We start from the raw sequence: 15,009 nt of genomic DNA, 5'->3' as shown, positions 1-15,009 counted from the left end.
GATAAAAATCCTTCCTATATCCAACCCAATAAGTTAAAACCATATAGAACACTTGTCAAAATGATGGCAAGTATACTAATAAATACAAAATTTTGTTTTACGATTATTTTCGTTGGTTGTTCCATTAACCTTGATGCCATTAAGACCTGACCTGAGAATGGTGATATTTGTGTAGAGACTGTCCAGGCAACAAGTAATACTAAAGCTAAATACTCAGGACTTACTCCAAATTTATCTGGAGACAAAGCATTACCAATACCGATCACAATGATAACTGGATGAATACCGATTTGCGCCAGAACTGTTGCAACTATGATAAGTAAGAGACTAAGCAAGAAAACAGAATCGAATGAAGCTTGAAAAAGGACGGTTGATAAAAAAATACCGATATCGGTTGAAGCCATAGCCATTCCTAAAAAACCAGCACTAATGAACACAGCTAATTCATTCTTAAGTAGATCAAATGAATGTAACACTTGTTCGGTAACGTCTTGAAAAAAAGTCTTGAAGATCCTTGTAAAAAATGCCCATAGAAAGGGCAAAACAATGGCAAGCAAGGATACGATGGTTAACATTTTCACCGCTAAAAGATAATCAAGTATAAACGATAAGCTTATGAGAACGGTCGAAAATGTGAAAAACGGCAGTAAGGATGAAGAGACCTGTTTATCCGTCTCTATTTCTGTTTCCTGTTCAATCCTAGGATCATCTGAAAAAGATATAAAACGAAACATAATTGCACAATAGACAATGTATATAATTCCTAACATAAATCCAAATCCACCAATGTCAAACCAAGAAAGATCAAATAGGACGAGCACGAGTCCAACGTTAACAAAGTATGGCGACCACAACATCGAAGTAGCAAAGGCTCTCATAATCGTTAATGTGAGTTTCTTTTTTTGATAGCCAGAGAAACTTTCTGTGATGATTCTCTTTACAATAGCCATTGAACCGAAATTTAAAAGAATACTAATGGAACCTGTGAGGATAAAGCTAAATCGATATGGGTGCTGACCGCTTTTGTGTTGATTCGATTGTACTGTATGTTTTAACGCTGATAAATAGCCTGCTGTTGACATGAATGTACCGATAATAGGAATTAATAAAAAAAGCGATAATAGATTAATGTTTTCACCAAATCCTGACAAGGCTGTAAGAATACTTGTCTGTTCTATGTAAAAACAAATTATGCCTGTTCCAATCAAAGCAAGAACTATGAGACGATTTACACTCGTTAAGAAAAAAAGAGTGCTAACAAGTAAAATGAAAGCTATCCCACTATAAATCAATCTTAACAGATCACTAGGCATAAATAACTCAATCAAATAAAGAATGGATGTTAAATAACAGAGTACACCTAATAGTTTGGTTAATTTTTGTAACGTAATGGTCATCTCCTTTGACCTGATGGTTGAACTGTTTATCTTATATTTTAATGTTTCGGTTAAGGAAGAGTAAAGGAAAATGATTAGATCTAATGAAAAATCGAACGACCTACCCATATGACCTCTCTTCATTAGTCGGTGAAGATCCATGCATTGTCACGAGACAACCGTTTTTCAGATAAGATAAATTAATTCAAAGCTAGAAGGGAAGAGTCTGCATGAACTTAATGGAAGGTATACTTTCTAGAAGAAGCATTGGACGAGTAAAGGGAGATCCTGTACCCAATTAGTTGAACAAATACTCTATGCAGGAACATTTGCGCCTAATCATTTTCGAACGAAGCCGTGGAGATTCATTGTGTTAGAAGGAGATGCAAGAAACCGGATCTGGATTTGAGGATATAACGAGGAAAGAATTGCAGGATACAATAACAGAAGAAAGTCAAAAAAACTTAATAAAGTGAAAAAGAATCCGCTTCGGGCACCAATCATTATTGCGGTGGTGGTAGAGCCATAAAACAAAAAAATGTATGGGTTTAAGAAGAATATGCTGCGGTTCATAGTGCAATTCAAACTATGCTACTTGCGGCACATCGTTTTGGTTTGGGTACGATTTGGCGTACTGGGTCATTATGCTACCATGAAAAAACGAAAGAATTTTTCGGACTCTCAGACAAAGGTGCTTTACTTGGATTAATTTATGTTGGATATCCGGATATGGAGCCTAGACATGTTAAAAAGACATCTTATAAAGATGTGACAACACGGCTCTCGTGAAACATCTAAAGTCCTTAGTATAAGTACTAAGGACTTTTTAAGGTACCTAGATAAGATAAACAATAACGTAATAAGTAGCCAGTAATGATTGCGAGAAAAAGATAATTCCCCATACAAAAGCCGGAACAAGGGTGAGCTTCTGTAACCCTTTTGCATCGCCAGCTTGTTTCGAATTGGTCATGCTTAAGATAAGAATCGTAAAAGACGCGAGAACGGATTGAACCAAAATAACACTAGAAAGTAAATAAACAACGATTTCTTTTAGAATGTTCCATTGGTAATGAATGATTACAAGCGAACCCGCGATATAGAGAAGAAGCCACAATACTCCAAATTTGTTGCGAACCCATAAGAGTAAATTAATTAAGGCAATAAGCAAGAAAATATAAAACAAGAAGACTGTTTCTTCATTTGCAATGAGGAAAAAGGCAAGAATGGCAATTAAGGATGAAAAGGTATAGCCGGCATACGTAACGACGACCGAACTCCACCATGATCTTGATCCAGTACAAGCAACTCCATCAGTAGTTGAGTATAAGGAAATGGAGTAGACTTTTCCACTCGTTAATAGGGCAGCTAGCGCATGCCCAGTTTCATGAATAAGTGTATGGATGGTAGCAAAAATAGATTTTAGTACAGGAATAAAAGAAATAATAATCGCTATTGCGATATAGGCATACATAAATTCCATAAAAAAATGCGCACCCCTTTCCGTACCATCATACCCATTTCGAGTCGTTTTAAATAGCTATACTTTGTTTTGAAGTATAGGACATTTTATTTCTCTCATAAGATGTATGACATACCATCTTTTTTACAGAGGAAATGAGGGATTGAAAATGCAAATACATGTTATTCAGTCAGGAGATACACTTTGGAATATAGCCCAAACGTACGAATCTACCGTTGAAGAGCTTGTACGGGTTAATCAAATACCAGACCCAAACGTACTGGTCGTAGGGCAATCATTAGTCGTCCCAATATGGGGTCGATTTTATTGGGTAAAGCCAGGGGATAGTTTATGGTTAATTGGACAGCGTTTTGGCATTAATTATTTATCTCTAGCAGAAATCAATCAAATGAATCCAGCGCAGCCACTTAGAGTAGGACTACGTATGTACATACCGCCTACACCAAGACCAAGAGTGGAGACTAATGCTTATATAGAACCAAGAGGAACAACCGTTAGTCAGGCATTGTTAGATGAAGCAAGAGCAGTAGGTCCGTTGTTAACGTATCTAGCCCCTTTTAGTTATGAAGCACGAAGAGATGGATCCTTAGTTCCGCAACCTTTAACTGGAATCCCTGAAGTAGCAAGAGATACTGGTGCATCTTTAATGATGGTAGTAACGAATTTAGAAGGAGGTCAATTCAGTGGCGCTCTAGGTAGAGATATCTTGCAAAGTCAAGCCGTGCAAGAGTTACTCTTAGATAATATCGTTGCCGAAACAAGACGTGTTGGTCGATATACGGATGTTCATTTTGACTTTGAGTTTTTACCCGGGAACCAAAGAGTAGCTTATAACCAATTTCTAAGAAGAGCTGCAGCAAGGTTAAGGGCAGAAGGACTGCTTATTTCAAGTGCACTAGCGCCAAAAACGAGAGCCGATCAACCAGGACAATGGTATGAAGCGCATGATTATCGAGCTCATGGAGAGATTGTTGACTTTGTGGTTTTAATGACATATGAGTGGGGTTATTCAGGCGGACCACCAATGGCTGTTTCTCCGATTGGCCCAGTGGAGCAAGTCATTCAATATGCTTTAACGGAGATGCCGGCCTCGAAAATTATGATGGGACAAAATTTATATGGTTATGATTGGACATTACCTTATGTACCTGGAGGCCCGTATGCAAGAGCGATAAGTCCGCAAAGAGCCATTGAGATTGCTAAAACCTACAATGTACCAATCCAATATGATTTTCAAGCTCAGGCCCCTCATTTTGATTATGTAGATGAACAAGGCCGGTCTCATAAGGTATGGTTTGAAGATGCAAGGTCGATTCAAGCGAAATTCGATTTAATTAAACGCTTGGGATTAAGAGGGGTTAGTTATTGGAAACTCGGTCTGCCTTTTCCACAAAATTGGCTACTGATCCAGGAAAACTTCGACGTCGTTAAACGTTGAATAGATGAGAGTGACTTTATAGATAGATCTATGACCTGAGGTAGAACATCTAAAAGTCATTCTCTTTTGTGCATTAGACAAAATAAGGAAACATGGTATCCTAGTCATATAGCTGAATACATTAAGATGGTGGAGGCTTTATGAATATGAATGTTATTTCAATCATTCTCGCTTTGGTTTTTTTAGTCAATACAGTACTCATTCTTATGATTATCTTTTTAGAAAGAAGAAATGTTAGCTCGATCTGGACATGGGCTATCGTATTAACATTTCTCCCGATAGCTGGTTTTATTTTATATATTATATTCGGCCGTAATTTAAGCCGATCTAAGCTATTTAGGTGGGATAAGGAAAGTTATTTGTTATTAAAAGGGTCAGTCATGGATCAGATTACGACTTTGAAAAATGATACGTATCGAATCGGGGATCCAGCTATTTTTAAATACAAAGACTTTATTATGATGAATCTAAATCAAAATGCTTCACTACTTACTCAAAATAACGACGTTACCATTTTTACAACCGGACAAGAAAAATTTGACTCTCTATTAGCAGACATTAAACAGGCTAAGAACCACATACATATCTTGTATTACATCATTCGTGATGATGAACTTGGAAATAAATTAGCCGACGAACTTGCGAAAAAGGCAAAGAGTGGCGTTCAAGTACGATTGTTGTATGATGATTTAGGGTCTAGGACATTAAGTAAGGCATTTATTCATAAAATTAAATCAGCAGGTGGAGAGGTGGAAGCCTTTTTCCCGTCTAAAATCCCTTTTATTAATTTAACGCTTAATTTCCGGAATCATCGAAAGCTGGTCGTCATTGATGGCGAAATTGGTTATATTGGTGGGTTTAATGTTGGCGATGAATACTTAGGTTTAAATCAACGTTTTGGTTATTGGCGCGATACTCACTTGAAAATTGTAGGTGAGGCTGTTAATCACATTCAAACAAGGTTTATACAAGATTGGAATCAGGCAGCTAAAAAAGAATTGCATATTAAAGATTTTCTCTTTCCTGTTACGAAAAAATATGGGCAATTCGGAATCCAAATTGTATCGAGCGGACCGGACTCGCAATTAGAGCAAATAAAGAAAGCTTATATAAAAATGATCCTAACGGCAAAAGAGTATGTTTACATTCAAACCCCTTATTTTATTCCGGACGAAAGCTTGCTCGATGCATTTAAAGTCGCATGCTTTTCAGGCTTAGATGTTCGAATTATGATCCCTAACAAACCGGACCATCCATTTGTTTACTGGGCTACATACTCGAATATTGGAGAATTACTAAGAATGGGTGCAAAAGTTTATATTTATGATAACGGGTTTCTTCACTGTAAAACGATTGTTGCAGATGACAAAATAGCTTCTGTTGGCACAGCTAATATTGATGTACGAAGCTTTCGATTAAACTTTGAAGTTAATGCTTTTCTTTATTCAACCGAAAAAGTAAATGAGTTAACGAAGCTTTTTCATGAAGATATCAAGGAATCTAGAGAGTTAACACTTGAAGAGTATGAACAACGTCCATCCAAAATCCGATTTAAAGAATCAATCTCAAGGTTGTTGTCACCTATTTTGTAAATGGTCCTGACGGTGGAACTATTTTCTTTTGGGGAAGGGGGTGATTTCATTGTTTTTAAAACCTTTTGAAACAAAACAAATGCTTGAAGCCATATTAGGAAGTATTGATGAAGCGATTCATGTTGTGAACGGAGACGGAATGACGATTTATTACAATCAAGTGGCTGCCACTAATGATGGGGTTAAGATTGAAGACGTTCTTGGAAAACATATTCTAGACGTATTTCCATCGTTAAATAAGCAATCCAGCACGTTACTAAAGGTAATGGAAAGCGGAAAGCCCATTTACCAGCAGCCGCAGTCATATAAAAATATTAAAGGACAGTTTATTGATACAATTAATACAACGTTACCCATTAAGGTTGGCAAGCGAATTATTGGAGCGGTAGAAATTGCGAAAGATTTAACAATGGTCAAGAGCCTTTCGCAATCTCTCCTTGACCTTCAAGGAAAAGTACACCTACAACAAACAAAACCAGTTTCTATCTCCGGAGCTAGGTATCATTTCGATGATATTGTTACCGCTTCTTCTGAAATGATAAAAGTAAAGGATTTAGCTCGGAAAGCCGCTCAAACCTCTTCACCTGTAATGATTTATGGAGAAACGGGAACGGGAAAAGAATTGCTTATTCAATCAATACACAACGAATCCAATCGACAAAATGAACTATTCATTGCCCAAAACTGCGCAACCTTACCTTCAACTTTGCTTGAAAGTACACTATTTGGGACGAAGAAGGGGACTTATACGGGAGCGGTTGACCGAGCAGGATTATTTGAACTCGCCCACAGAGGAACGTTATTTCTAGATGAAATCAATTCTATGACGCTCGAATTTCAGTCTAAATTATTAAGAGTCTTAGAGGATGGAGTGATTCGAAGACTGGGGGGGACGGATTCTTATTTAGTCGATGTTCGCATGATCGTAGCTATGAACGAGCATCCACTTAGATGTATCGAGAACCAGCAATTAAGATCTGATTTATATTATCGGTTAAATGTGATTTTTATTGAAATCCCACCATTACGTAATCGGAAAGAGGATATTCCTTTACTAGTTCGTCACTTCATAAAAAAGTATAATTACTCCTTTAATAAACTGGTTGTTGATGTCGATTCTAAGGTGTTGGAAATGCTTGAGAGTCATCATTGGCCAGGGAATGTAAGGGAACTCGAGCACACCATTGAATTTGCAATGAATATGGCGGAGGGAGACAAATTAAATTTTTGCGATCTACCAGTATATCTAAAAGAAAGTCCGGTTCAAAATAGTCTAACGCAGTTTAAATCTCTTCGCTTAGCTGTGGAGCATACAGAGATGGAACTCATTACTAAAGCGTTAAAAAAGACAAATTATAATATCTTACAAACAGCGAGATTGCTTGAGATTCCGAGACAAACCCTTCAATATAAATTAAAAAAATACCAAATCATGTTGTAGATTTAGGGAAAGGAGTTCAAGTCATGAAATCTCAACCGGTAATTAAAGAAATATCGACAGCGGCCTTTACAGCTACTCTTTATTTTGATTTTTTTAATAAACGACTTAGAATTGATGAGTATAGAGGAAACGTTGAGGAATTAATAGGAGCTATAAGAAACATTGTTCAAGAAGAGCGATTTACGAAAGTAATCTTTCATAGCCGTCCAGAACATTGGCAACAGCTGTTGTCTCAGGGCTTTGAATTAGAAGCGATCTTTAGCGGTTTTTTTAACGGAACTGATAATTATACGATGGCTTTCTATACAGATGATGCTAGACGAACAAGCAACGTTTGGATGAAAGAAAATGAGATACTTGCGCGTGTGATAATAAAAGGAAAACAACCAGAGACAAAAACAGCACCTTCTCATTATCACTTTAGGAAAGCTACCTTGTCTGATTCTAGCAACCTGGCTAATCTTTACGGGAGTGTTTTCAAAGTATACCCTACTCCAATGGATCATGAAGAATATGTGAAAAAAGTCATGAATGGCGGTACAATTTTTTATATCGTTGAATGCAATAATGAGATTGTGAGTGCAGCATCTGCAGATATAAATAAGCAGTTTAATCATGCTGAATTAACAGATTGTGCTACGTTATCTGAGCACCGAAAATATGGGTTAATGAAAAAGTTACTGATTAAATTAGAAGATGAGTTAAGGAAAGAAAAGATTTATTGTTCTTTCTCGATTGCAAGAGCACTATCCTTTGGAATGAATGCGGCCTTTTATCAGCTTGATTATACGTATAGAGGAAGGTTAACAAACAATTGTTATATCTACGAGAAACTCGAAGATATGAATGTCTGGGTGAAAGATTTATCTAAGAAATATCAGTGATGGCTCTTTCCGTTCCTTAATCTTTTAATTGGATAAGCTGTTTCGTTTCGCTAAATCCAAAAGACAAGTGAAACTGCCGATTTTTAAACACTATTGCCTAAATTTGGGCATGGAAATATAGCATTTATTAACGAGAAACTGCCGATTATCAGGCAGTTTTTTATTTATGCGCTTTTTATTTTTGAAGTGGACAGTAGATTTTCGCGTATAGTCAGCCTTTTTTTAGTATAAAAAGTTGGCACGAAAATTGCTAATAAATAAGAAAGAGTAAAATAGGAGGGATTAATATGAGAATGGATTTATATAAGCCTAAACGTCATTGGAAAGAAATTGAGTTATGGAAAGATGTCACAGAGGAACAGTGGAATGATTGGATTTGGCAATTAACGAATACGATTCGTACGCTAGATGATTTGAGAAAAGTGATCAACCTAACTCCTGAGGAAGAAGAAGGGGTTAGAATTTCAACAATGACCATTCCTTTAAATATCACACCTTATTACGCCTCTTTAATGAATCCTGATGATCCAAGGTGTCCAATCCGAATGCAGTCTGTACCTGTTGGTCAGGAAATTCATAAAACGAAATATGATTTAGAAGATCCATTAGAAGAGGATGAAGACTCTCCAGTACCAGGATTGACACATCGTTATCCTGACCGTGTACTTTTCCTCGTAACGAACCAATGCTCGATGTATTGTCGTTATTGTACGCGCAGACGCTTTTCAGGACAAATAGGAATGGGTGTACCAAAGAAACAATTGGATGATGCGATCAATTATATTCGTAACACGCCGAAAGTTCGTGATGTTCTTTTATCAGGTGGAGATGGTCTATTAATTAATGACAAGATTCTTGAATATATATTAAAGAATCTTAGAGAAATCCCTCATGTTGAAATTATAAGAATAGGAACAAGGGCACCGGTTGTGTTTCCACAACGGATTACTGAGAATTTATGTAACATTTTAAAGAAATATCATCCCGTTTGGCTTAATACTCATTTTAATACATCTATTGAAATCACCGAAGAATCCAAGAACGCCTGTGAAATGTTAGTAAACTCTGGTGTTCCAGTTGGGAACCAAGCTGTGATTTTAGCTGGAATTAACGATAGTCTACCTATCATGAAAAAGCTAAATCTTGACCTTGTTAAAATCAGAGTACGACCTTATTACATTTACCAATGTGATTTGTCTGAAGGAATTGGTCATTTCCGTGCGCCTGTCTCTAAGGGACTAGAGATCATTGAGGGCTTGCGTGGTCATACGTCTGGTTATAGTGTACCTACGTTTGTAGTAGATGCGCCAGGTGGTGGAGGCAAAATCACTTTACAGCCCAATTACATGATTTCACAGAGTCCAGAGAAAGTGGTTCTTAGAAATTTTGAGGGAGTCATTACGAGTTATCCTGAACCAAAAGGATATGTACCAGGTCGAGCTGATGAGTATTTTGAAAATATCTATGAAAATTATAAAGAAAAGCAAATGAACACGGGCATCTCTGCTATTTTAAATGATGAACAGAAGGTGATGATCCCGAAATCATTAGAACGCTATAACCGTCGCTCTAATTATCAAGAATCAGAAGGGTATATAACGTTAAAAGATAAACGAGAGAAACGAGATCAATTGAAAGAAAAGAAATATCAAGCCCAATTCAACAAAAAGGATGAAACATCATGAGGTTATGAAAATGATAAGTAGCAATGACTCACAACGTTGCAGCTTTACTCAGTCGTCTCATCATAACAAGCGTATTTTTACAGAAAGGAGATGGGATTATGAAGTGTGAATGGTGTGACGCAAATGAAGCAACCGCAATCTCTTGTACGGTCTATTGGGAGCTACCAGATGGCTCCCGAGCCATTGAGATAACCGAAACTCCAGGCTTTTACTGTAATTCCTGCGGCATGGAATATCAATCTGAAAAGATCATTATTCAATTAGAAGATCAATTGATGATTATTGATACAAAAAAATTAGAAAAAACAACAACATACGAGCAATTGATGGCTCAGCCTAAGTTATTAAAGCAAAATTATTTTCGCTTCAACTAGACTCGTATTTCCTCAACAAGAAAAGAGAGGGATCATGATGAAGGAATCACTATTAATTAAACCGCTCATGAATGATTTCTATCCTAAGGCTGTTCGCGGGTCAGGTATTTATTTATACGACGATCAAGGGAAGAAGTATATGGATGGTTCTTCAGGGGCTATTACGGCTAGTATTGGCCATGGAGTAAAAAATATTATTAAAGCCATGCATAATCAATCTAAGAATCTTTCTTTTGTTTATCGATCTCAATTTACAACTGATCCAGCAGAAAATCTTGCCTTGAAGCTGAATGAAATAGTAAATACCGACGAGCGTTACTGGTCTTTTTTTGTCAATAGTGGTTCGGAGGCAACAGAAACAGCTATGAAGATGGCGATTCAACATTGGCAAGAACAAGGAGATTACAAGAAAACAAAAATTCTTTCCCGATGGATTAGTTATCATGGGATTACCTTAGGTGCTTTATCGATGTCGGGACACGTAACAAGGAGAGAACGATTTCAACCACTGTTAGAGGATTGTCCAACGGTGTCTCCACCCTATTGTTATCGTTGTCCATTTAAGAAGTCCTATCCAGATTGTAACCTAACCTGTGCGAGTGAACTTGAAACAGCGATAAATAGAATTGGTTCTGAACATATTGCTGCTTTTATTGCAGAACCGATCGTTGGAGCAGCTGGGGGTGTGCTCGTTCCTCCCGATGGTTATTATCAAAGAATTAAGCAAATCTGCGAAAAGCATCGCATTCTATTTATTTCAGATGAAGTGATGACCGGCATCGGCCGAACGGGCAAAATGTTTGCCATGGATTACTGGAATGTTTCACCTGATATCATTGCTCTTGGGAAGGGGATGAGTGCAGGTTATGCCCCGATTGCAGCAACTTTAGCTAGTGAAAAGGTGATGAAGCCAATTCTTAAAGGGTCTAAATCAGTTATGAGTGGTCATACGTATAGTGCGAACCCACAGTCAGCTGCGGCCGCACTGGCGGTCATAAATTATATTGAGAAACATCAATTGGTGAAGAAATCTTATGAAAATGGAAAGTATCTACTTGCAAAATTGGAACGGTTAAAAAAATCTCATCCCATTATCGGTGATATACGGGGGAAAGGCTTGATGATAGGAGTGGAATTTGTTTCTAACCAGATGACAAAAGAACCACTCCCATCAGAGAAGGGGTTAACGAATAAGATCATTAAGTGTGCTAGGGAAAAAGGGTTACTTTTATATCCTGCGTCGTCAGGAGTAGACGGTAGAGTGGGAGATGCCATTATTATTGCCCCTCCTTTAGTCATAAAAAAACGGGAAATAAAACAACTCGTCTCCATTTTTGATGAGGTGTTACAAGAAATCAAACGGGAGAGGAGGTAGGTGAGATGATTAACAAGATCGGTTCACTCGATGAAGCTCTGTCAAAAATTAGTGATGGATGCACATTGATGTTCGGTGGCTTTGGAGGTGTAGGCAATCCACCAACTATCATCAACGGAATGATCGAAAAAGATATAAAGAATCTAACCTTAATTGGAAATGACGCTGGCTTTCCCCATATTGGTATCGGTAAAATAGTCAGTCAAGGTAGAGTTAAAAAATTAATCGCTTCACATATTGGGTCCAATCCAGTTGCTGGACAGTTAATGGTTGATGGTAAGTTAGAGGTTGAATTTTCGCCACAAGGTACTTTAGCAGAGCGTATCCGAGCAGGTGGAGTCGGACTGGGTGGAATCTTAACCGATATTGGAATCGGGAGTATTATCGAGGACGGAAAAGAAAAGCTACTAATTGGCGAGAAGGAATATTTAATTGAAACTGCTTTAACCGCAGATGTTGCGATTGTGTCCGCGAAAAAATCTGACTATTATGGTAATTTAGTGTACGAAACAAGTGCTCGAAATACGAACCCATTAGTTGCCATGGCTGGTGCTTTCACGATTGCTGAAGTCGATAAAATCGTTCCGCTTGGAGAAATAGATCCTTCTGAAATTGTAACGCCAGGTATCTACGTTGACATGGTGATTGAAAGTAAAGGAGTCGATTGGAGATGGGCATGGGAATAGACATTCGCAATCGAATGGCGAAACGAGCAGCAGCCGAAGTAAAAGATGGAATGGTAGTAAATTTAGGAATAGGTATTCCTTCTCTTGTTGCGAATCACATTCCGGCATCTTTTGATGTAATGTTTCATGCTGAAAATGGCATCCTTGGGATGGGGAAATCTCCTGAAAAAGGGTTAGAGGATCCTATGCTCTGTAACGCTGCGGGCATTCCCGTTACGATCAAACCGGGCGCTTCTTATTTTGACAGTGCTATTGCTTTTGGAATGATCAGGTCTGGGAATATTGATATGACTATTTTAGGAGGGTTAGAAGTTAGTGAACAGGGAGACTTGGCTAATTGGATCGTCCCTGGAAAAAGAGTACCTGGAATTGGAGGGGCGATGGAACTCGCTAAAAAGGCAAAGAAAGTCATAGTTGTCATGAACCATACAAGCAAAAATGGAGAAGCAAAAATCTTAAAACAGTGTCGCTTTCCATTAACCGCAACGGCCTGTGTCGATATGATTATCACAGATATGGCAGTGATTCAAGTAACAGACGATGGATTAGTTTTAAAGGAGTTAATGGCCCCACACACAGTTGAGGATGTCATTCGTCTTACCGGAGCGCCGTTAATCATAGCTGATTCCATTAGAGTTAACGAAGACTGTTAGGGGGCGACTTGAAGTGAGAGGAAACGTTGATTTAAGTAAACAAATTAACCAGTGGCTTTTGGAAAATAAGCATGATGGAATCAAGTTGCTTCAAAGGTTAGTTCAAGCAGGAAGTACACAAGGGAACGAAGCAAAGGCGCAAACAATTATTTTGAATACATTAACGGATATGGGGCTCGATATTGACTTATGGGAACCAAATGGGGAAGAACTTCAGAAGAACCCTTATTTTGCATCATCGCGTTCAGAATTTATGGGTAGCCCTAATATAGTTGGTATTTTAAGAGGGAAAGGTGAAGGTCGTTCAATTATCTTAAATGGTCATATTGATGTCGTTCCAGCAGGTGATATGGAGCAATGGAATATAGATCCTTACAGTGGAATGATTAAAGATGGGAACATGTACGGCCGGGGCGTTACAGATATGAAAGGAGGCAATGTAGCTCTTCTTATGGCAATGCGAGCTCTTCAAGCGTTAAATATTAATTTAAAAGGTGATGTAATTTTTGAAAGTGTTATAGAAGAGGAAAGTGGTGGAGCAGGTACATTAGCATCGATATTAAGAGGATACACAGCCGACGCAGCTCTTATCCCTGAACCGACGAACATGAAGATCTTCCCTAAACAACAAGGTTCAATGTGGTTTAGACTACATGTGAAGGGGCAATCTGCACACGGTGGAACTCGATATGAAGGGGTAAGTGCCATTGAAAAGAGTATGGTTGTCGTTGATCATATATTAAAGTTAGAAAAAAGGAGAAATGAACGAATTACAGATCCATTATATAAGAAGATTCCAATTCCCATTCCAATCAACATTGGCAAAATAGAAGGCGGAGATTGGCCTTCATCTGTTCCTGATTTGGTAAAGGTAGAAGGTAGAATGGGTGTATCGCCAGAGGAGACGATGGAGGATGCAAAAGCAGAAATGGAAAGTTGGATGAAAAAAATAGGAGAGACAGACTCTTGGTTTACTGAACATCCAGTAAGACTTGAATGGTTTGGAGCGAGATGGCTGCCTGGGGCGATAGAGGTGGAACATCCACTCGTTCAATCTTTATCTAAAAATTATCAAACCGTTTTAAATCAGATTCCAACAATTGAAGCCTCTCCGTGGGGGACGGACGGAGGTTTATTGACGAAAGTGGGAGAAACCCCATCTATCGTATTCGGACCGGGCGTTACAGAGAAAGCGCATTTTCCCAATGAGTATATTGTTCTAGATCGTGTTTTTGAAGCTGCTGAAATCATCGCTCTAACATTAGTGGATTGGTGCGGTGTATATGATGAGGGCTCGTTATAGATGAGATTAGTAATAAGCGCAATAGGGTCATTGCGCTTTTTTTACGATTGGATACAAGTCTTAAGAGTCTAACTCATTTATTTTTGAGTAGGTCTAACATAGCTAGAGTAAATTCGATTCCTTGATATAAAAAGATACTAAGAGCACTAGCAGTGAAAATACAAATCGTTAGCACACGTAATATGAGCATGTCGCATCCTCCATTCTCGATCAATTTTTTCGCAGAAAGCGTCTGCTCTTTAAAATTGTTCGATTGATAAAATACGGCTAGTAAAAAGGGTTTTGCTTGGAGATAAATCAGTCTATTTCTCCTTTGATAGAAGAGATAGATTACTAGAAATACCCCGGCTTCAGTGAGTGGTCGGAAACCATGTGGACTTTTAAAAAAGGAATATTCTTGCGCTTGAAACTCTTGATTGAAGATGACATGGTCAAAAACATACAAGGTATTGTTCGATGGCATGAAAAACGATGTAGTGGACGTAGACAATAGGATAAAACCAGATAGCATGAACCAGTTCATTCTCATACTGTCACCTCTTCTAAATATGAACATGAAACCATGTAATGAGGTTAAAATAACACAAAAAATTCTGACGTTTTTTAAAAATTTGGGGTGATTTTACTACCGAATACACACTTTTAACTAAGTTGCATAACGTAATTTGTTGAATGAGATCTTTTAGATTTGTTGAGACTGAAGGAATTTTTAAAAAATTTTT

At 37.9% G+C, this 15,009-nt stretch carries 15 protein-coding genes; 12 read left to right on the top strand and 3 right to left on the bottom strand.

The window, feature by feature from the left end; all coding sequences use genetic code 11:
• Positions 1-14 precede the first annotated feature (14 nt).
• Positions 15-1,505 carry a hypothetical protein gene (locus tag PQ474_RS21875; RefSeq protein WP_273847724.1) on the bottom strand — a complete coding sequence of 497 codons (1,491 nt, stop codon included), beginning with the start codon at positions 1,503-1,505 and terminating at the stop codon, positions 15-17.
• A gap of 181 nt (positions 1,506-1,686) precedes the next feature.
• Here PQ474_RS21875 and PQ474_RS21870 point away from each other — a divergent pair, with 181 nt between their 5' ends.
• Complete coding sequence (locus tag PQ474_RS21870) at positions 1,687-1,785, top strand: hypothetical protein (RefSeq protein WP_273847739.1); 99 nt, start codon at positions 1,687-1,689, stop codon at positions 1,783-1,785.
• 179 nt (positions 1,786-1,964) lie between these two features.
• Positions 1,965-2,165, top strand: coding sequence for a nitroreductase family protein (locus PQ474_RS21865; protein WP_273847723.1), 201 nt, complete (start codon positions 1,965-1,967; stop codon positions 2,163-2,165).
• Positions 2,166-2,211: 46 nt separating this feature from the next.
• Here PQ474_RS21865 and PQ474_RS21860 read toward each other — a convergent pair whose 3' ends face one another.
• Positions 2,212-2,856: a M50 family metallopeptidase gene (locus PQ474_RS21860; protein WP_273847722.1), complete on the bottom strand. Its 645-nt coding sequence runs from the start codon at positions 2,854-2,856 to the stop codon at positions 2,212-2,214.
• Between the two features lie 148 nt (positions 2,857-3,004).
• Between PQ474_RS21860 and PQ474_RS21855 the strand changes: the two genes are divergently transcribed.
• From PQ474_RS21855 to PQ474_RS21810, 10 genes are all read left to right on the top strand, one after another.
• Entirely contained in the window at positions 3,005-4,294 is a 1,290-nt protein-coding gene (locus PQ474_RS21855) for a glycoside hydrolase family 18 protein (protein WP_273847721.1), read from the top strand.
• Between the two features lie 140 nt (positions 4,295-4,434).
• Positions 4,435-5,886 carry a cardiolipin synthase gene (gene cls / locus PQ474_RS21850; RefSeq protein ID WP_337956387.1) on the top strand — a complete coding sequence of 484 codons (1,452 nt, stop codon included), beginning with the start codon at positions 4,435-4,437 and terminating at the stop codon, positions 5,884-5,886.
• Between the two features lie 49 nt (positions 5,887-5,935).
• Entirely contained in the window at positions 5,936-7,327 is a 1,392-nt protein-coding gene (locus PQ474_RS21845; protein WP_273847720.1) for a sigma-54 interaction domain-containing protein, read from the top strand.
• Between the two features lie 23 nt (positions 7,328-7,350).
• Positions 7,351-8,211 carry a putative beta-lysine N-acetyltransferase gene (ablB, locus tag PQ474_RS21840; RefSeq protein ID WP_273847719.1) on the top strand — a complete coding sequence of 287 codons (861 nt, stop codon included), beginning with the start codon at positions 7,351-7,353 and terminating at the stop codon, positions 8,209-8,211.
• A 287-nt stretch (positions 8,212-8,498) separates the two neighbouring features.
• The gene (gene kamA / locus PQ474_RS21835) at positions 8,499-9,896 is read left to right on the top strand and encodes a lysine 2,3-aminomutase (RefSeq protein ID WP_273847718.1); all 1,398 of its coding nucleotides are present in this window, start codon (positions 8,499-8,501) and stop codon (positions 9,894-9,896) included.
• Between the two features lie 98 nt (positions 9,897-9,994).
• A complete protein-coding gene (locus PQ474_RS21830) occupies positions 9,995-10,270 on the top strand; it encodes a YokU family protein (protein ID WP_273847717.1) in 276 nt (91 codons plus the stop codon).
• A gap of 37 nt (positions 10,271-10,307) precedes the next feature.
• Entirely contained in the window at positions 10,308-11,645 is a 1,338-nt protein-coding gene (locus PQ474_RS21825) for an aspartate aminotransferase family protein (RefSeq protein ID WP_273847737.1), read from the top strand.
• Positions 11,646-11,650: 5 nt separating this feature from the next.
• The gene (locus tag PQ474_RS21820) at positions 11,651-12,331 is read left to right on the top strand and encodes a CoA transferase subunit A (protein WP_273847716.1); all 681 of its coding nucleotides are present in this window, start codon (positions 11,651-11,653) and stop codon (positions 12,329-12,331) included.
• On the top strand, positions 12,316-12,984 hold the full coding sequence (locus tag PQ474_RS21815) for a 3-oxoacid CoA-transferase subunit B (RefSeq protein ID WP_273847715.1): 669 nt from the start codon (positions 12,316-12,318) through the stop codon (positions 12,982-12,984). Before PQ474_RS21820 ends, PQ474_RS21815 begins: the two co-directional genes overlap by 16 nt.
• A gap of 13 nt (positions 12,985-12,997) precedes the next feature.
• Positions 12,998-14,287 carry a peptidase gene (locus PQ474_RS21810; RefSeq protein ID WP_273847714.1) on the top strand — a complete coding sequence of 430 codons (1,290 nt, stop codon included), beginning with the start codon at positions 12,998-13,000 and terminating at the stop codon, positions 14,285-14,287.
• Between the two features lie 73 nt (positions 14,288-14,360).
• Here PQ474_RS21810 and PQ474_RS21805 read toward each other — a convergent pair whose 3' ends face one another.
• Positions 14,361-14,816 carry a hypothetical protein gene (locus PQ474_RS21805; RefSeq protein ID WP_273847713.1) on the bottom strand — a complete coding sequence of 152 codons (456 nt, stop codon included), beginning with the start codon at positions 14,814-14,816 and terminating at the stop codon, positions 14,361-14,363.
• Positions 14,817-15,009 lie beyond the last annotated feature (193 nt).

It is taken from the genome of Halalkalibacter alkalisediminis, from assembly GCF_028610705.1.
GTDB classification, from domain to species: domain Bacteria; phylum Bacillota; class Bacilli; order Bacillales; family Bacillaceae_D; genus Halalkalibacter; species Halalkalibacter alkalisediminis.
This window is presented reverse-complemented; position numbering and strand designations above follow the sequence as displayed.